Origin of the sequence: Streptococcus infantis, assembly GCF_018499575.1 — a bacterium.
In the GTDB taxonomy this organism is placed as follows: Bacteria; Bacillota; Bacilli; order Lactobacillales; family Streptococcaceae; genus Streptococcus; species Streptococcus infantis_K.
The window spans coordinates 1,161,019-1,178,898 of the sequence record NZ_JAHDAP010000001.1; the positions used below are offsets into that span (position 1 = coordinate 1,161,019).

General features: G+C 39.3%; 26 protein-coding genes. 8 read left to right on the forward strand and 18 right to left on the reverse strand.

Going from position 1 to position 17,880, the window contains the following annotated elements:
* Positions 1–42 precede the first annotated feature (42 nt).
* Positions 43–201: a hypothetical protein gene (locus tag KJR31_RS05735; RefSeq protein ID WP_214262469.1), complete on the reverse strand. Its 159-nt coding sequence runs from the start codon at positions 199–201 to the stop codon at positions 43–45.
* A gap of 120 nt (positions 202–321) precedes the next feature.
* Between KJR31_RS05735 and KJR31_RS05740 the strand changes: the two genes are divergently transcribed.
* Entirely contained in the window at positions 322–531 is a 210-nt protein-coding gene (locus tag KJR31_RS05740) for a hypothetical protein (protein ID WP_214262470.1), read from the forward strand.
* 8 nt (positions 532–539) lie between these two features.
* Here the strand turns inward: KJR31_RS05740 and KJR31_RS05745 are convergent, their stop codons facing one another.
* Positions 540–875, reverse strand: coding sequence for a hypothetical protein (locus KJR31_RS05745; protein WP_214262536.1), 336 nt, complete (start codon positions 873–875; stop codon positions 540–542).
* A gap of 59 nt (positions 876–934) precedes the next feature.
* Here KJR31_RS05745 and KJR31_RS05750 point away from each other — a divergent pair, with 59 nt between their 5' ends.
* A complete protein-coding gene (locus KJR31_RS05750) occupies positions 935–1,594 on the forward strand; it encodes a hypothetical protein (RefSeq protein ID WP_214262471.1) in 660 nt (219 codons plus the stop codon).
* Here the strand turns inward: KJR31_RS05750 and KJR31_RS05755 are convergent.
* Entirely contained in the window at positions 1,548–1,700 is a 153-nt protein-coding gene (locus KJR31_RS05755; RefSeq protein ID WP_214262472.1) for a hypothetical protein, read from the reverse strand. The genes KJR31_RS05750 and KJR31_RS05755 overlap by 47 nt on opposite strands.
* Positions 1,701–1,726: 26 nt before the next feature.
* The gene (locus KJR31_RS05760) at positions 1,727–1,942 is read right to left on the reverse strand and encodes a helix-turn-helix domain-containing protein (protein WP_214262473.1); all 216 of its coding nucleotides are present in this window, start codon (positions 1,940–1,942) and stop codon (positions 1,727–1,729) included.
* A 163-nt stretch (positions 1,943–2,105) separates the two neighbouring features.
* Here KJR31_RS05760 and KJR31_RS05765 point away from each other — a divergent pair, with 163 nt between their 5' ends.
* From KJR31_RS05765 to KJR31_RS05780, 4 genes are all read left to right on the forward strand, one after another.
* Positions 2,106–2,456, forward strand: coding sequence for a helix-turn-helix domain-containing protein (locus KJR31_RS05765; RefSeq protein ID WP_214262474.1), 351 nt, complete (start codon positions 2,106–2,108; stop codon positions 2,454–2,456).
* On the forward strand, positions 2,453–2,833 hold the full coding sequence (locus KJR31_RS05770; RefSeq protein WP_214262475.1) for an ImmA/IrrE family metallo-endopeptidase: 381 nt from the start codon (positions 2,453–2,455) through the stop codon (positions 2,831–2,833). The genes KJR31_RS05765 and KJR31_RS05770 overlap by 4 nt, the downstream gene beginning before the upstream one ends.
* A 14-nt stretch (positions 2,834–2,847) precedes the next feature.
* Entirely contained in the window at positions 2,848–3,117 is a 270-nt protein-coding gene (locus KJR31_RS05775) for a DUF4177 domain-containing protein (RefSeq protein ID WP_214262476.1), read from the forward strand.
* 123 nt (positions 3,118–3,240) lie between these two features.
* Positions 3,241–4,308: a site-specific integrase gene (locus KJR31_RS05780; protein WP_214262531.1), complete on the forward strand. Its 1,068-nt coding sequence runs from the start codon at positions 3,241–3,243 to the stop codon at positions 4,306–4,308.
* A 110-nt stretch (positions 4,309–4,418) separates the two neighbouring features.
* On the opposite strand, the gene KJR31_RS05785 is transcribed toward KJR31_RS05780, so the two are convergent.
* From KJR31_RS05785 to KJR31_RS05835, 11 genes are all read right to left on the reverse strand, one after another.
* A complete protein-coding gene (locus KJR31_RS05785; RefSeq protein WP_214262477.1) occupies positions 4,419–5,750 on the reverse strand; it encodes a hemolysin family protein in 1,332 nt (443 codons plus the stop codon).
* A gap of 120 nt (positions 5,751–5,870) precedes the next feature.
* Positions 5,871–6,698, reverse strand: coding sequence for a DNA/RNA non-specific endonuclease (locus KJR31_RS05790; RefSeq protein WP_214262478.1), 828 nt, complete (start codon positions 6,696–6,698; stop codon positions 5,871–5,873).
* Between the two features lie 203 nt (positions 6,699–6,901).
* Positions 6,902–7,090 (reverse strand): DNA-directed RNA polymerase subunit beta, encoded by a 189-nt coding sequence (locus KJR31_RS05795; protein WP_195183716.1) that lies wholly within the window; start codon positions 7,088–7,090, stop codon positions 6,902–6,904.
* On the reverse strand, positions 7,083–8,369 hold the full coding sequence (murA, locus tag KJR31_RS05800; RefSeq protein WP_214262479.1) for a UDP-N-acetylglucosamine 1-carboxyvinyltransferase: 1,287 nt from the start codon (positions 8,367–8,369) through the stop codon (positions 7,083–7,085). Before murA ends, KJR31_RS05795 begins: the two co-directional genes overlap by 8 nt.
* Before the next feature lie 24 nt (positions 8,370–8,393).
* The gene (locus KJR31_RS05805; protein WP_033587493.1) at positions 8,394–8,624 is read right to left on the reverse strand and encodes a DUF1146 family protein; all 231 of its coding nucleotides are present in this window, start codon (positions 8,622–8,624) and stop codon (positions 8,394–8,396) included.
* 57 nt (positions 8,625–8,681) lie between these two features.
* Complete coding sequence (locus KJR31_RS05810; protein ID WP_214262480.1) at positions 8,682–9,719, reverse strand: SepM family pheromone-processing serine protease; 1,038 nt, start codon at positions 9,717–9,719, stop codon at positions 8,682–8,684.
* Positions 9,703–10,191 carry a pantetheine-phosphate adenylyltransferase gene (gene coaD, locus KJR31_RS05815; RefSeq protein ID WP_214262481.1) on the reverse strand — a complete coding sequence of 163 codons (489 nt, stop codon included), beginning with the start codon at positions 10,189–10,191 and terminating at the stop codon, positions 9,703–9,705. The genes KJR31_RS05810 and coaD overlap by 17 nt, the downstream gene beginning before the upstream one ends.
* Positions 10,181–10,720 (reverse strand): 16S rRNA (guanine(966)-N(2))-methyltransferase RsmD, encoded by a 540-nt coding sequence (rsmD, locus tag KJR31_RS05820; RefSeq protein WP_214262482.1) that lies wholly within the window; start codon positions 10,718–10,720, stop codon positions 10,181–10,183. Before rsmD ends, coaD begins: the two co-directional genes overlap by 11 nt.
* A 59-nt stretch (positions 10,721–10,779) precedes the next feature.
* A complete protein-coding gene (gene asnA / locus KJR31_RS05825; RefSeq protein WP_214262483.1) occupies positions 10,780–11,772 on the reverse strand; it encodes an aspartate--ammonia ligase in 993 nt (330 codons plus the stop codon).
* A 95-nt stretch (positions 11,773–11,867) separates the two neighbouring features.
* Positions 11,868–12,551, reverse strand: coding sequence for a Bax inhibitor-1/YccA family protein (locus tag KJR31_RS05830; RefSeq protein WP_214262484.1), 684 nt, complete (start codon positions 12,549–12,551; stop codon positions 11,868–11,870).
* Between the two features lie 52 nt (positions 12,552–12,603).
* A complete protein-coding gene (locus KJR31_RS05835) occupies positions 12,604–13,344 on the reverse strand; it encodes a TrmH family RNA methyltransferase (RefSeq protein WP_214262485.1) in 741 nt (246 codons plus the stop codon).
* 33 nt (positions 13,345–13,377) lie between these two features.
* Between KJR31_RS05835 and KJR31_RS05840 the strand changes: the two genes are divergently transcribed.
* Together KJR31_RS05840 and yidC are read left to right on the forward strand one after the other, a co-directional pair.
* On the forward strand, positions 13,378–13,656 hold the full coding sequence (locus KJR31_RS05840; protein WP_001174501.1) for an acylphosphatase: 279 nt from the start codon (positions 13,378–13,380) through the stop codon (positions 13,654–13,656).
* A 77-nt stretch (positions 13,657–13,733) separates the two neighbouring features.
* On the forward strand, positions 13,734–14,660 hold the full coding sequence (yidC, locus tag KJR31_RS05845; RefSeq protein ID WP_214262486.1) for a membrane protein insertase YidC: 927 nt from the start codon (positions 13,734–13,736) through the stop codon (positions 14,658–14,660).
* 73 nt (positions 14,661–14,733) lie between these two features.
* Here the strand turns inward: yidC and pflA are convergent, their stop codons facing one another.
* The 3 genes from pflA to purR all read right to left on the reverse strand — a co-directional run bounded on the left by pflA (position 14,734) and on the right by purR (position 17,811).
* Positions 14,734–15,528 carry a pyruvate formate-lyase-activating protein gene (pflA, locus tag KJR31_RS05850; RefSeq protein WP_004251620.1) on the reverse strand — a complete coding sequence of 265 codons (795 nt, stop codon included), beginning with the start codon at positions 15,526–15,528 and terminating at the stop codon, positions 14,734–14,736.
* Between the two features lie 132 nt (positions 15,529–15,660).
* Positions 15,661–16,914, reverse strand: coding sequence for a diaminopimelate decarboxylase (locus KJR31_RS05855; RefSeq protein WP_214262487.1), 1,254 nt, complete (start codon positions 16,912–16,914; stop codon positions 15,661–15,663).
* 72 nt (positions 16,915–16,986) lie between these two features.
* A complete protein-coding gene (gene purR / locus KJR31_RS05860; protein WP_214262488.1) occupies positions 16,987–17,811 on the reverse strand; it encodes a pur operon repressor in 825 nt (274 codons plus the stop codon).
* Between the last annotated feature and the right edge of the window lie 69 nt (positions 17,812–17,880).

Consider the following 17,880-nt stretch of genomic DNA (forward strand, 5'->3'; position numbering starts at 1 on the left):
ATATAATTTCCTTAGATATTTTTGATGAGTGCCTGATTGCCGTCAGGTGCTTTTTTGTTTAGGAATTTTACTTTCCATGGCCCTGAGTTCTATCTCATGGCTAACTTGTTTCAATAGCCTCTCACACGCTATCTTAGCTTCTCTGTATGTTGTGTTCTCCCTGATAAAGTAATCAGCTAATTCTATGATTTTATCTTCCATTCAACCTCCTATATATCAGTCTTAAGACCGATGTGATTCCTCCTTGATTTGATATAATAACTTTTAACTAGGACCTCTCACTGTTTTAGTCAAAAAAATTAACAGAAAGGAGTTAATGTCATGAAAGAATTGATAAATCAATTGCTTTCTGATAAAAAAATTGTTTCAATCAGAATTAAAAATCATAATTATTGTTACGATGTAGTGAGCGCTAAAACATCAGATGATCTTTACGTTCTAATTGATGGTGATACTGTATATATCGCTCCAGATCAGATAGCAATTGTTGAATTAAGTAATAAGAATCCAGATCCTGAGCTAGGTTTTTAGTACTATTTTTAAGCGTCACCTGACGCTTTTTCTTCATTTTCTCTTATTTTTCTCAAAACATTAGCAATGCGGAATATTGTACCATGCTGACCTCTTCCATAGTCATTCAGTGAAGATTTTCCAATAATATTAACAGAATCAAAATATGAATCGATTCCACGAATTAACTCATCAATACAAATGATATCACCAGCACTTATGTCTTTAGCTTGTAATTTTGTTGTCAGACTTTGAGAATCTATAAGAATACTCCTAGGTCTTAAAACTTTTTCAACTAATTCAGGTTCTACCTTTATTAAGGTATGGCCTTTTTTCCCGCTATACGGATATCGGTTTGGTTTCATTGTTTTTTTCCTTTCTAAATTTGGTATAATAAAGATAATAAAATTTGCGGAGTATAGTTATGACTGAAAAAATTTGTTTTATTGTGACTGCTATTGGTGAATCTGGTACCCCTACTAGGGAAAGAGCTGATAATGTATATAAATATCTTATCGCCCCTGTTTGTGAAGACCTTGGTTATAAGCCTGTACGTGTTGACCACGTAAATGCGGTAGATAACATCAACGCTACAATTATCAATTACCTTAAAACTGCTCCTATGGTTATAGCAGATATGACAGACCATAATCCCAACGCATTTTACGAGTTAGGTTTTAGACAGGCACTTGAACTGCCTCTTGTTCCAATCATAAGAGTAGGAGAAAGACTTCCTTTTGATGTTATGACGACTCGTACCGTTTTCTATGATACAGATGTATCGAAAATTGAAGAATCTAAAGAAAATTTGAAATCTAAAATTCAAAGTTTTGAAAACTTCAAAATGCCTGAGAGTAGTCTTGATAAAAGCGTTACATTAGATAAGCTTGATGATAAACTAACTAAAAAGCTAGACAAAATACTAAATCTTCTTGAAAAAAATCAGTCAAACTATTCTCCTGGAATCATTCGTGATTTAAAATTAAACGAATCACAACTTGGCTATCAGTCAATTGTTAAACAATCTCAAGATAGAATCACTCAGATTCAGAACCAGCTATCATCCCTCGAAGATAAGAAATAAGTATTTCCTGCTGCTTTTGAATTTCAGCAATTTCTTCAATCTTTCCGTTTACAAGTATAATTGTCCTCAAAACATCATTGAGGGCATTTTTTTCAATTTCTTTCATGCGCACTCCTTTCTTTTTTGTCGCACTTATGCGACTGTATCACTAAAAAAAATGGACATAGCTTCATCTTTTGAAAGATTGAGTGTTGATACAATCAAGTTCACTTCTTTGATTGAGAAGTTGCCATTTTGTTTCATCTTGCGGTAAAACGTGCTTTTATCAATGCCAATTTTATTTGCAAGTTCTTCTTGCGTGGTATTGCGTTCAACAATTTTACCTTTTAATTTTGAAACATCTACCATATATTCCCCTTTCATTATGTCGCACTTGTGCGACTTGTTGTAATAAGTATAACACCTTGAAAAGTAAATGTCAACAAAAAAATCGCATTTTTGAAACTTTTTTTATTGCATTTTTGAAACTAAAGGTGTAAAATTAATGTGTAATATATAGGAGGCAATTATCATGAACGTTGGAGAAAAAATAAAATTAAGAAGAAAAGAATTAAAAATCTCTGCTGACGATCTAGCCGATGCAGTCGGTGTTTCACGTTCTACTATATTTCGTTATGAAAAAGGGGACATCGAAAAGGTTGGTCCGGAAGTTTTGAAAAAGATTGCTGATAAGTTGTATATTTCTCCGGCTGAACTCATGGGCTGGAGTGATGAAACTTCAGTAGAACCGAAAACATATACAGATTTAGACCTACGAAAAATGGCTGAAAATGCGAAAACATTTGACGGTAAACCATTGAACGAGGAAGATATCGAAGCTATACAGAATATAATTCAAATATATTTGAGTGGTAGAAAATGAGCATCAATGAGATTTGTGCTAAATATGGCGTGCGTGTTGAATACTTCGATAAAGACGTCTGGAACAGGAATGGGATTTACGTCGACGAAATCAAAGTAGTATTCGTCAGCAAAGACCTTAGTCCAGATAAGCAAAAGCAAGTTATTCTCCATGAACTGGGTCACATAGATCACACTGAAAGAGAATACCAAAACGCACTTATAAGGTGCGAAAATGAAGCTAACAGGAACATGATACATCATTTATTAGTGGATGCATTAGAAGAATTAGATGATCCGTCAGATTTTAATTATCTTGACTTCATGAAATTTTATAATTTAAAAACCACTACTGATGAAGTAATGGTTATGGAAGAATATCAAGCGTTATTAAATTAAAGGAGTAAAAACCTATGGGAATTTTTGACAATATTAAACAAGAATCATCTTTTTCAACTGCTTCTGGAGTTAATGGATTACACTATGTTGTACTTCAAGTAACTTTGAAAGAAAAGTTTTTTGGAACTGGTTCAGGTAATTTGACTGAACTAGAAAATGTGATTAACAAGCAAGTAGAAAAAGGTTATCGTTTACATACTATCACTACTGCCAATGGTGGAAGTAAAGGCCTGAGTGGTGGAGATCGTATCCAAGCTACTATGGTTTTTGAAAAAATCATCTAATTAAAAAATCCCCACGCTCTCAAACTTTGGCGAGTCTGAGCGTGAGGTGGGATGTATAGAAAGATAGGCATTAAAAAGCCCTCTTTTCTATGCCCATTTTATCAAAAAAGTGAGGTAAAATCAATGGCATACTTCAGAAAAAGAGATAACGGTTGGGAATACCGAATATCTTACAAGGATACAGACGGCAAATACAAACAAAAATCAAAAAGTGGATTCAAGACCAAGAAACTAGCTCAAGTTGCAGCAAGGGAGATAGAGGATAACCTATCCGAGAATATCTTGACAGACAAAGATGTCACGCTTTACGATTTTGTTAAAACGTGGTCCGATGTATACAAGCGTCCACATGTCAAGGATAAGACTTGGGACACATACACCAAAAATCTGAAGCATATCAAAACGTACTTTGGAGATTTGAAAGTAAAGGATATCACTCCCTTATATTACCAAAAACGGCTCAACGAGTTTGGCGAGAAATACGCTCAAGAAACCCTTGAGAAATTCCACTATCAAATCAAGGGCGCTCTAAAAGTGGCAGTCAGGGAGCAAGTGATCAGCTACAATTTCGCAGACGATGCAAAAGTAAAATCACAAATCGAAACCAGGTCAGAGGATAACGACTTCTTGGAAGAGAACGAATATAAGGCTCTAATTTCGTCCACACGCTCGAATATACAGTACGTGTCCTATTTTGCCCTCTACTTACTTTCGGTGACTGGTATGCGCTTCTCTGAGGCTCTGGGGCTTACATGGGACGACATTGACTTTAAAAATGGAATCATAGATATAAACAAGTCTTTTGATTATTCCAAAACGCAAGATTTCGGAGATTTAAAAAATGAGAGTTCAAAAAGAAAAATCCCAATCGACAGGATCACGATCGAAACTTTAAAAACGTATAGAAAGAGCTACTGGCAAGCAAACATTAAAAACAGGGTGTGTTTCGGAGTTTCAAACTCAGCTTGTAACAAGTTGATAAAAAGACTTGTAGGCAGGCCTGTCAGAAACCACAGTCTAAGACACACTTATGCTTCTTACCTAATATTTAAAGGGATTGACATTGTGACTATATCGAAATTGTTAGGACATGAAAGCCCGGACATCACCTTGAAAGTTTATTCTCATCAAATGGAAGCACTTGCGGATAAGAACTTCGAGCAAATAAAAGAAATTTTCCTAACCGCTTAAATTTGGGGCGGATTTGGGGCGAACTGCCCACAAAGCCCGATAAATCAATAGTTTTTAATCCGTCTACCGCCTCTATAATAAAGAAAGACTCCTGATGGAGTCTTTTTGTTTTATTCAGCTTCTTCTTCTGATTCAAGTTCTTGGATTTGAACTTTAAGCTTGGTGACACGACCATTTTTCACCTTGTCATTTGTCAATGTGATATGCTTATTGCCACTATCTAGCTCATAGCTGAGTTTCTCTGATGTTGGAATGGTTCCCACGCCAGTCAAATAATAACCAGCAATAGTATCCACATCGTCACTTTCAAGTTCTACATCAAAGTAGTCATTGAAGTCGTTTAGGGTCATTGTTCCTTGGACAATATGGGTGTCCTCACCAATGGTATAGACATAGACTTCAGCTCGGTCGGTTTCATCATCAATTTCACCAACAATCTCTTCAAGTAAATCCTCAAGAGTGACCAAACCAGCCATTCCTCCATATTCATCGAGAAGAATTGCCATCTGTCTTTGTGAATTTCTTAGTTCTTTTAACAAATCGTCCACAAAAATGGTTTCAGGTACAAAGAGTGGTTCCTGTAAAATCTTTCTCAAGATGATATTGTCAAAACCATCGGTAAACCCTGCTTTAAGCAGACTCTTGGTATGAATCAAACCAATCACGTTATCCTTGTCATTATCATAGACAGGAATACGAGAAAAGTTTTGTTTTAAGATACTTTCGATGATCGTTTGAGTGTCATCTTGGATATCCACCATGAAGGCATCTGTTCGAGGAACCATGACTTCACGCGCCATAAGCTCATCTAGTGAGAAAATCCCCTGTAACATCTCGATTTCATCAGCATCCAAGGTTTCTTCGCTCTTAGTCAGCATGTACTCAATCTCATCACGAGTCATTTTTTCGTCTGCATCGTCAAATGTCATCGGTGTCAAACGACTCAAAAGATTGGTTGATGCGGAGAGCATCCAAACAAAGGGACTCACAATCTTACCGAGAGCGATAATAAATGGTACTGTTCGGATGGCCAAGGCATCTTTTAAATTGAGAGCAATGCGTTTCGGATAAAGCTCGCCAAAAACGATAGAAATATAGGTCAAGAAAGCTAACGATAAGAAGCTAGCTACTGCATAGGCAGTCTCACTATTTCCCATCCAAGAAGCAATCAACTCTCCAAGTGAATCTGCTAGTTTAGCCCCTGACAAAATCGTAATCAAGGTGATACCAACTTGAATGGTTGATAAAAAGTGATTTGGGTTTTCAAGTACCTTTAGTAAACGGATATAGCGTCTATCTCCCTCTTCAGCTTTTTGCTCAACACGTGAACGACTAAGTGAAACCAGGGCCATCTCTGTTGCAGAGAAAAAGGCATTTAAAAAGGTCAAAACAACTAATAATACAAATTGCAGTAACAAATCCTGACTGCTCGGGTCTTCCATTTTCCTTCTCCTAAAAAGTATAATTGTGACTATTATACCATATTTTTTAACTTCTACACATTAAATTACGATTTCAGTAGCAAATCCCCTATCTAAATAAGATAAGGGACTATCTATTCATTAGTCTTTTGTTACGGTTACTTTGCCTGTTCGGTAGTCTAACTGAATTCCCTTTTGAACGTTAGGAATCACAACATTAAATTCTAATTCCCCGTCAGATGATTTGGCTTCAATCTGAGATGCAGAAGGGACCAAATCTTCTTCTGTTGCGTAGAGCAATGTGACACGGTAACGCACGCGCTTATTTTGATCCAAGGCTTTTCGAACTAAACTTTCATAGTAGTTTTGTCCCGTTGAATCCTCTGCGCGTGCTTGATTGGCCCAGGCTGTTTGTACAGCGATATTTTTGGGATTGCTAGTAGATGCATCAAAGCCATCTAAACCGCCAATCAAGGCATAGCCTAACAAGTGTCCTCTATCTACTGCGTGATTGTAAGTTCCTTTTAGATTTTTAACTTGATGCCATCCTGCTGGCGTCCAAGAGGTTGAGCCATTCCCAGTTTCTTCACGGTCTTTGTACTGTCTTGTTGCTTTTGACATAAGGGCATTGGCTACAGTTGGGACCGTCTCCCCGCCTACAGTTTTTGTTTTATTATCAGCATAAGGTTTACTTGAAACTTTTGCATCCAGATTAGTCTTATTCCCATTGACAATAAAGGCTCCTGCTCCATTCCACTCAAGAGTCCCCTTTATTTGTTTTTTTACCGAGTCTGTCAATACACTCTCAGCCAATTCTTGATTTGGAGTATCAAGCGATTGGGATTTCTGCTGTACCTGTGTTCGTGGCGTGGCATTCGAAGCCTGCATTTCTTTTATGTAGTAACTTCCTGCCGACAAAAGTAGGAAAATCAGAAGACCTATAAGGGCCTGTCTGTTTTTTTTATTCATGTTTTCTCCTTCATTTCACTTTCTAGAAAAGAAGCTGGGACAAAAGTCCTAGCCTCTCAATTGTCTTTGGATTGTCGATCAAGACGCAGTGGCTGAGTGGGCTCTACTACGCTGATTTCATCAGCTTTTACAGCCCTACTCAACTGTGCGGAGGTGGGACAACGAAATCGAATTCTAACGAATTACCGATTTCTGTCCCACTCTCATTTTCCTGTAAATTTCGCAATTAACTCATGCCATTTTTCTGGTGCTAAAATTGCCCATGGATCTTGACTCTTGCCTAAGATACCGTAGCCAATCATCAAGCCAATTCCAAGTGCTAAGACCCCTAGAAGTAGGACAATTATAACTAGTAGGAATCTACGTAATACATAAGATCCTTGTTTATTCATCTTCATCAGCTTCCACACTTACCCGTTCAATCTTAGCTCCTAGCTGAGCTAATTTTTCATGGAAACGATAATAGCCTCTATCCAAATGGACAAGTTTTCCAACAACTGTCTCACCCTCGGCCACTAAACCTGTCAATATCAAGGCTGCACTTGCACGAAGGTCTGTAGACAACACTTCTGCCCCTTGGAGAGGTTGACCTCCAACGATACGAGCTGTATCACGGATAATCTCAGAATGTAAGCCCATACGACGCATTTCTTCTAGATGTTGGAAACGATTCTCAAAGACTGTCTCAATCATAGTTGATTCACCTTGAGCAACCGTCATAAGAGCAGTAAACTGTGCCTGCATGTCCGTAGGAAACCCTGGATGCGGAAGTGTCTTAACATGAACTGCTTTCAGTTTGTCTCGTTGAGAACGGATGCGGATACCTTCATCCTCATCAATGACTTCAACACCCATTTCCTGTAATTTCGCTATCAATGGTCGATTGTGTTCCCAGATAGCATCTTGAATTAGGACATCTCCACCTGTCATTGCAGCGGCAACCATGAAAGTCCCTGCTTCAATACGGTCTTGTACAACGTTATGTGTTGCACCATGCAATTTTTCAACACCAGTGATGGTGATGCTTTCTGTTCCTGCACCTTTGACTTTAGCTCCCATCTTATTTAAAAGAACAGCTAAGTCTACAATTTCAGGTTCACGTGCTGCATTTTCAATAACAGTGACTCCATCAGCAAGCGTCGCAGCCATCATTAAGTTTTGGGTTGCTCCAACACTTGGAAAGTCCATATAGATGTGAGCTCCGTGCAAACGGTCCGCCTTAGCTTCGATATAACCTGCCGTTTGAGTAATCTGAGCTCCCATTGCCTCCAAACCTTTAAGGTGAAGGTCAATCGGACGACTACCAATTGTACAGCCACCTGGCATCGAAACTTTAGCGTGACCAACTCTAGCTAGGATTGGACCCAAGACTACAATTGAAGCACGCATCTTGCTGACATACTTATAAGGTGCTTCTTCTGTGATGTCATCTGTTGCATCTACTTCAATAATATGTGCTTCTTGATCAAAGTCTACTTTGGCATTTAAACCACGAACGACCTGGTTCATGGTAAAAACATCTGATAAGATAGGAACATTTTTTAAAACTGTTTTTCCTTCGCTTGCTAAAATCGTCGCCGCAAGTAGGGGTAAAACTGCATTTTTTGCACCCTCGATGGTGACACTTCCGACAAGGCGATTATCGCCACCTCGAACTACAATTTTTTCCATAACTATTTTCCTTTACTTTCGAGTTTAGAATAATGTCCGTACTGCTTCTTGCCATAATTGGTAGAGATTTAGGAAAAAAGAGCTAATCAGATATCCTAAACCGATACTACACAATACGACCAAAAGTCGTACCTTCCTCGCATTGTCCTTAGTCACCTTCAAAATTTGATCCCATTTGACCAAATCTTTCAAGAGTTGAAAAACCAGGTAGACAAAAAACATATGACTACTGAGGGTAAAAAACAATTGAATCATCTGCCTATTATACCATCTTCTTTTTTTCTACGCTAGTCTATGGACTCACACCGTATTTTAGGGGTTGTTTTTCAAGTAGTCAATTGCATCTTGAAGCGTTTTAACTGGAACAATCTTCATGTCCGTTTTAATCATTTCAGCAGCTTCTACAGCCGTGTCATAATTACTTTTAGCATTGGGATTGGCCTTTTTAGCTTCTTCCGTTACTGGATTGTTAGGAGCAAAGAATACAGTCGCTCCCTTTTTAGCTGCAGCAACAACTTTTTTGTCAATCCCACCAATATCGCCAACATTCCCATCTCTATCGATACTTCCTGTACCAGCAATAATGCGTCCGTTTCGAAGAGTTGGGTCTGCAATTTGAGTATAGATGGATAAACTAAACATCATTCCTGCACTTGGACCACCAATACCAGCCGTTGAAAACTTGATTGGCACATCACTTGACACTTCTGTGCGGTCAATTAAACCGATTCCAATACCATTTTTCCCATTTTCCAGAGTAATGATTTTTCCTTCAGCAGTTTTGACTTTCCCGTCCTCTTGATAAGTAACCTTAACCTTATCACCTAGCGTTTGAGAGTTGACGTAGTCGACCATCTCCTTGGAACTTTCAAAAGTCTTATCATTCACAGCTGTTACAGTGTCAGCAATATTGAGAATTCCCTTGAAGGTTGAGTTGTCTGTTACGGTCAAAACATAGACTCCCAGGTATTTGAGTTCTATCTCTTTACCCGCCGACTTCAGACCCTGATATTTGGCCATGTTTTGCGAAGTTTCCATGTAAAACTGGTTGATTCGCATATATTCTGCATCCGAAGAACCCCCTGTCATCTCTTTGGCACTACGAATATCTGTAAAAGGTGTTAACCAAGCATAAACCAAGTCCACCATTCTAGCGTGTTTAACTCCAACCGTTACAAATTGATAAGAACCCTCTTCTTGGTCCGGTTGGTTATTGACTTGTAAAACCTTTCGAATATCTTCTGAAGTCCCTGGCACCTCAATGTAGTAAGGCAGAGGCACCGTAAAAGCGATAAAAGTGACAATAAGCCCGATGATTAGATATATGGGCCATCTAGTTTTTTTCTTCATTGTTTAACTCCTCCAAGACAGCATTTGGTACATACTCGCTGATATCTTGACCAAATTTCAATAGTTCTCTCACAGCTGAAGAGCTGATGTAAATATGCTCTGGTCGAGCATGGAGATAGACTGTCTCAATTTCTCCTGCTAATTGATGGTTATAAAAATCAAAACTGGCTTCGTACTGAAGATCAGTCGCATTACGCAAGCCACGCACCAAAACCTCTACACCTAGTTTTCTAGCAACATCAACGACTAATTCATCATGAGAGGATATGACCTGAACATTTTTTAGATGTGCCACTGCTTTTTCAACAGTCTTTAGCCGACTTTCTATCGGTAAAAATCCATTTTTGTGTGGATTATAAAAAATTCCCACATACAATTGATCAAAGAGCTTACTTGCACGCTCGATGAGATCCAAATGACCATTGGTCATTGGATCAAAAGAACCTGTAAATAGGCCAATTTTATCTGACATAAACCGTCACCTTACTAATCCCATATATTTTTTCCTTCCAAATGCCCAAACAGGCAATTTCTTCTGGAAGTTCTACTGATTTATCGGTCTCGCAAACCACCATGACATCATCTGAAAAAAGATCACGCTCAGCCATTTTTTCAATGTCAGATACGATCTGTTCCTTTGCATAGGGAGGGTCCAAAAAGATGAGATCAAAGACACCATCCACCTGCTCCAATGCACGACTGGATTCCATTTTCAATAATTGAAACTTAGATGTCTCCTTGGTCATCCTGATATTTTCTACCACAATCTCCTGGGCTCGGCGATCCTTCTCGACTAGAACAGCGCTCGACATTCCTCTTGAAACTGCTTCAATGGATAAGCCACCACTACCAGCATAGAGGTCTAGCACACGCCCTCCTTCAAAGTAGGGACCAATCATATTGAAGATAGCTCCTCGGACTTTGTCCGATGTCGGTCTCGTCGTTTTCCCGTCCAAGGTCTTTAAAGGACGGCCTCCGTAGATTCCTGATACGATTTTCATAAGGTATATTATACCAAATTCTGATGAAATAAGAAAATCGAACCTATCGGTTCGATTCTTTAAAGAATATTTTCGTAAGTATCTCTGACTTCTTGTGGCCAAACACTAGTTTGGACTTCACCGATGTGCTTCTTACGAAGCAAGAACATCGCCATACGTGACTGTCCAATCCCTCCACCAATTGTCAATGGGAAGAGTCCGTTCAAGAGAGCCCTATGCCATTCTAGGGATAAACGGTCTTCATCTCCTGTAATCGCAACCTGACGACGAAGGGTGTCTTCATCAACACGAATTCCCATAGAAGACAACTCAAAGGCTGCACCTAAGTTATCATTCCAAACAAGAATATCTCCATTTAATCCCTTATATCCATTTTCAGATTCTGTTGTCCAGTCATCATAGTCTGGTGCACGTCCGTCATGGGGTTTTCCATCTGACAATACGCCACCGATACCAATCAAGAAAACTGCACCGAATTCCTTACAGATAGCATTTTCACGTTCTTTTGGAGTTAAGTCTGGATAGCGTTCTACCAATTCTTCAGTATGGATAAAGGTAATTTGCTTCGGCAAGATTGACTCAATATCATAGCGGGCTTCGACTGCCAACTCTGTCAAACGAATAGCCTTATAAATCTTTTCAACGGTTTCCTTGAGGTAGGCTAGATTACGGTGCCCATTAGGAATGACCTTTTCCCAGTCCCACTGGTCAACATAAACCGAGTGAGTCGCATCTAGTGAGTCTTCGTCTGGACGAAGGGCCTTCATGTGAACAAAGAGGCCTTCTCCCTCACCAAAACCAAAACGAGCCAAGGTATGGCGTTTCCACTTAGCAAGTGAATGCACCACTTCATAGGTTTCATTAGGAATTTGCAGAACTTTAACAGATACTGGGTGTTCAATCCCTGAAAGGTTATCCTGCATCCCGTCCCCAACCTTGCTCAAGATTGGTCCCTGTACTTCTACGACTTCTAACTTATCTTTCAAATATTGGGTAAAGGTATTTTTTACAAAGGAAATCTCTTCTTGCTGATGGATAAAACTTTTCTTCATACATTGCTCCTTTTGAATAATAAAAAGATTATACCTTTTTGTCAGTAAAAATGAAAGTAAAAATTAAAAAAGAGCTCATTTGAGCTCTAAAAGTATTAATCGTTTCTTCCAAAAATTCGTAAGAAGCTAAGGAAGAGGTTGATAAAGTCGAGGTAGAGGCTAAGTGCTAAAGAAATTGCCCAACCAGTAGCTACCTGGCCATCTGACTCTTCGTAAACATAACGAATTTTTTGATTATCCCAAGCAATCAATCCTGAAAAGACAAGAACCATAATGATACTAATGATATAGTCCATTAGGTCACTATTTAAGAAGATATTGACAACCATGGCTAGTATCAAACCAAATAAGGCTGCAATCAAAGCACGACCAATTCCGCTCAAATCCTTTTTGATGACTACACCTACGATTGCCATGACAAAGAAGAGGGCCGCGCTAGAGATAAAGGCTGTCAGAACTGTCCCTGGAAGATAAAGCGACACAATGAAGCTTAGTGAAAAACCATTGACCGCTGAATATAGTAGGAATATCGGAAGGGTTGCTGGACTATTCTTTGCTGCTAAACCACTTGCAAAAATCACTAGCGCAACTTCAACAATTCCTGTTACGATTAGCCATACGCGAGCGTTAAGCATTAACTGAACAAGAAGATCTTGGAAGGTTGTTAACATTAGGGCTGAAACAAGAGCAGATAAGGCAATTCCAATCCCTACAAAAGTATAGACTTTTGCATAAAATTGATTCAAACCTGAACGTTCTTGAATAATTGTTTGATTCATATTTTTTCTCCTTATGAAATCTTTTTACTGATTATAACAAAAATTAAAACATTTAACTCAAATAAAACATGAGTATACCTGCCGCGATGGCAACATTGAGACTTTCCGCCTGTCCCTTCATACTGATATGAACCAGTTGGTCTGCCTGGTCTGCCATGAATGGACTAATGCCTTGACCTTCATTTCCCATAACTAGGGCAAAATTCTCTAGCCGAGCAAGCTCACGATAGTCTTTAGAGTTTTGTGATAAGGTGGTTGCCAGAATTGATAAATTGCTCTTTTTAGCCTCTTCTACAAATGTTTCAACAGGCATGCGATAAATCGGCAAATGGAAATGGCTGCCCTGCATGGAACGAAGTGTTTTGAGACTATAGATATCTGCAGACTTACTTGAGACAATGACTCCTGAAAATCCAGCTGCATCTGCCGTCCGAATCATAGTTCCCACATTCCCTGGATCCTGCACATCTTCTAAGAAGAGATACTTTCCTTGGCTCAAATCCGGCAACTGATCTTCTTCCTTTTGAACAATAGCAACGATGCCCTGAGGAGTTTGTGAATCCGCTAAATCAAGTAAGATTTCTTCCGACACAAAGACAGTCTGAGGATAAGTTCCTAATTTTTCCTCATGTTCTGCCAAGGCAAAAATTTTCTCAATCGTTGCTCCTGCCTGAACAGCTTCTTCGAACAAATGCCAGCCCTCAATTAAATAAGAAGATTTTCGATATTTTTTTTGATGCAATTTCTTGGCATTTTTTACCACAGAATTCGCTTTAGAGGTTATAATAGTCATAGGAGTATTATAACACAATCAAGGAGGTTTGGTATGCAAAAGGTCAAAATGATTGCACAGGGGCGCGTCCAAGGTGTTGGCTTTCGCTGGGGTGTTTATACCCTTGCTCTCGAACTAGGCGGAATCACCGGTCGGGTCTGGAACAATGATGACGGCACCGTCGAAATTCTTGCCCAGGCTGAGTCTTCAGCTATCATGGCTAAGTTCATCCAAGAAATCCGAAAAGGTCCTACTCCCTTCTCAAAAGTAACCTATCTCGACGTCCAATTGAGCAACTTTCCATCCTATTCAGATTTCAAAGTCGCAAATTAGGTCTCTAGAACTATTGTATATTTTCAAAAAAAACAGTAGAATAGAAAGGTATAATTTTTTAAGAAGGAATAAAAACAGTGAAATCAATTAAACGAATCGCCCTCTCAGTCATGGGAGTGGCTATGCTATTAGTCTTGACAGGCTGTGTCCAGGTTGATAAAACGACTGGACAACCAACAGGATTTATTTGGAATACAATTGGAGCACCTATGGCTGAAGCTATCAAGTACTTTGCTACTGATAAAGGGCTAGGCTTCGGGGTCGCTATTATTATCGTAACCATTATCGTCCGCTTGATTATTTTACCACTTGGTATCTACCAATCATGGAAGGCAACTCTTCACTCTGAAAAGATGAACGCCCTCAAGCATGTTCTTGAGCCACATCAAACTCGTCTGAAAGAAGCAACTACTCAGGAAGAAAAACTAGAAGCCCAACAAGCTCTCTTTGCTGCTCAAAAAGAGCACGGTATTAGTATGTTTGGTGGTGTAGGATGTTTCCCTATCCTCATTCAAATGCCTTTCTTCTCTGCCATCTACTTTGCTGCTCAACATACAGAAGGTGTTTCTGAAGCTAGCTTCTTAGGAATTGCATTGGGATCTCCAAGTTGGATTCTCATTGCCTGCGCAGGTGTTCTCTACTACATCCAATCACTCCTTTCTCTACACGGAGTTGAGGACGAGACTCAAAGAGAACAACTTAAGAAGATGATTTACATGAGTCCAATGATGATCGTCATGTTCTCTATCTTCTCACCAGCCAGCGTTACACTTTACTGGGTTGTCGGTGGTTTCATGATGATCCTTCAACAATTCATCGTCAACTACATCATTCGTCCAAAACTTCGTAAAAAAGTACGCGAAGAATTTGCAAAGAACCCACCAAAAGCAAGTAAAACTTCAGGTACTCGTAAAGATGTAACCCCTGAATCAGCAGCAGTTATCTCAACTTCTAATAAAAAGAAAAACAAAAAACGCAATTCTGGAAAACAACATTCTAGATAAAAATAAAAGGCTTAGCATTTTGGCTAAGCTTTTTTGATACCAGAAAAGCCCGATGTCCCCATCAGGCTTCTTTTTATCCATGAACACGTTTCATGTAATCTTGATAACTTTCTGTATCCATCAATTCCTTAGCGTTCTTCACACGATCTGCTGTTGGAGGTTTCACCCCTTCAAGCGAATATGGAATCCCAAGTTCACGCCATTTGAATTCTCCCATAGTGTGGTAAGGCAAGATTTCAAACTTATCAACGTTTTTAAGAGTTTTTACGAACTTACCGAGTTCAATCAAATCTTCATCACGGTCTGTCAATCCTGGTACGAGAACGTGACGAATCCAAACAGGTTTCCCAATATCTGACAAGTACTGCGCACATGCCAAGATGTTTTTGTTGGTCTGACTGGTTACAATCTTGTGCTGTGCTTCGTTGATTTCCTTGATATCAAGGAGAACTAAGTCTGTAACGGCCATGAGCTTGTTGAATTTCTCTAGATAGCGTGGTTTGTTTCGGAATGGAAGGGCACAAGTATCCAAGGTACAGTGGATCCCCTTTTCTTTTGCTTTTGTAAAAAGAGCGATTAGGAAATCAATCTGCAAGAGGGCTTCTCCTCCACTGACTGTGATACCTCCCTTATCTCCCCAGAAACCACGATAACGAAGCGCTTCTTCTAGAACATCATCTACTGTTCTTACACGAGATTTATTGGTTTCCATCGCCCATGTGTCAGGGTTATGGCAATATTGGCAACGCATCTGACAACCCTGCAAAAAGACAATAAAACGAATCCCAGGACCATCTACCGCCCCAAAACTCTCTGTCGAATGCACCATTCCTGTCACTTGTCCATAGTCAATTGTTTCTTCAGACATCACGTCACCTTCCTTGAAACCGTTTTATAATTTTATTATATCACGCTTGAAAGGAAAAACAATAGATTTTGTCTATTTTTTAGAAAACAATCTGTTTTTCACTTTCAACTTTCATGATTTTCATAAATTCTACTAATCTTTATCAAAGTCAAATCCATAGAGAGTTGCAAAATAGTCCTCAGGTCGCTCTGCTCTACGGATTAGCCGTGCCCCGCCATCTTCTGTATAGAGAATTTCTGCTGAACGAAGTTTGGCATTGTACTGGTAGCCCATAGAGAAGCCATGCGCACCTGTATCATGAATGACTAACAAATCACCAATTTCTGTTTGAGGTAGTTCACGATTAACTGCAAACTTATCGTTGTTTTCACAAAGAGAGCCAACAACATCAACTACTTCCGTCTGACCGTTAGGATTCATCATATTGGTGATATGGTGATAGGCTCCATACATAGCCGGTCTCATCAGATTGACAGCTGACGCATCTACTCCGAGATAAGTTCGGTATGTTTTCTTTTTATGGGTTACTTTAGTCACTAGAATTCCATGAGGCGCCAACATAAAGCGTCCTAGTTCTGTAAAAATCTTAACTTGACCAAGACCTGCTGGTGTGAGGACTTCTTCATAAACCTGACGAACACCCTCACCAATTAAAGCAATATCATTTGGCTCCTGGTCCGGACGATAGTTGACCCCGATACCTCCGGAAAGATTGATAAAATCGAGGGAAATTCCTAATTTATCCTTGATTTCCACGGCCAACTCAAAGAGCTGACGGGCTAATTCTGGATAGTAGAGGTGAGTCACTGTATTGGAAGCTAGGAAGGAATGAATGCCAAAAGTTTTCGCTCCCTTTTCTTTCAAGATAGCAAAAGCTTCAAAGAGCTGTTCCTTGGTCATCCCGAACTTAGCTTCCCCAGGATTATCCATAATATCCGTTCCTAGTTCAAATACTCCACCTGGATTGTAACGGCAAGAGATAATCTCGGGAATCCCAGCTGCACGCTCTAAATGTTCAATATCTTCAAAGGCATCCAAATTTATTGTAGCCCCCAATTCCCTGGCATAGGTGTACTCTTGGTCTGGGGTATTGTTGGACGAGAACATCATATCGGAACCAGAAAATCCTAATTTGTGACTCATCAAGAGCTCTACATAACTAGAACAGTCCACTCCACATCCTTCTTCTTGCAAAATTTTCAAGATAGCTGGAGTTGGAGTTGCTTTTACTGCGAAGTATTCTTTAAAACCCTTATTCCAAGAAAAGGCTTTGTTTACTGCGCGTGCTTTCTCGCGAATACCTTTTTCATCGTAGAGATGGAATGGAGTTGGAAACTCTTCAACAATCTTTTCTAAGTCTTCACGTTTAATAAATGGCGTCTTCATAGGGCTCCTTCATATTCATTATCAAAGAAAGGCTGGGACGAAAGTTCCAACCTTTGTATTTCAAGTCAATTTTTATTTTTCTGCGTCAAAGATATTTCCAACTTCAACAGCAATTTGTTGATTCTTCACATCAATGTCCGTAACCTTCAAGAGTGATTTGTAGTCGAACTGCTGCTCACGATCTTCCTGCGCATTGTCGGCAAAGACAGCTACACCAGCCAACTCAGAATCAAACTCTGTTAAAAGGCTAATCATACCATTAATAGTTCCTCCGCCTTTTAAGAAATCATCAACGATCAAGACACGACTTCCTGCTTTAAGACTCCGTTTTGAAAGGAACATTTTTTCAATACGGTCACTAGAACCTGAAACATAGTTAACACTCACAGTTGAACCTTCTGTGATTTTCAAGTCACGACGGACAATGACAAAAGGTACGTTGAGAACATTTGCAACTGCATTAGCAAGCGGAACCCCTTTGGTTGCAACAGTCATCACAGCATCAATCTTTTGGTCCATAAAGCTCTTGGCAATAATGCGGCCGATATTTTTCAAAATAGCTGGCGTACTCAATAGGTCAGACAAATAAATGTAGCCACCTGGAAGAATGCGGTCGCTCTCTGAAAGTTTGCTGCGAAGCTCTTCGATGATTGTTTTAGACTCAAGGGTAGAGATAGATGGTGTGAAAATAACACCGCCACCAGCACCTGTCACTGTCTGAATATGGCCGATTTCAATTTCTTCGAAGGCACGTTTAATAATGACAATATCTTCTGAAATAGAAGATTTAGCAGATTCATACTTTTCCGCAAAGGTATTGAGACTGGTTAATTTGTATGGATTGTTAATCAAGTAATTGGAAATAACAACCATCCGATCACTTCTTCTTAATTTCATTAGTTATTCACCATTCTTTTTTATTAGTCTTTTTCTCATTATATCACACTAAAACAAAAAAAACGAACT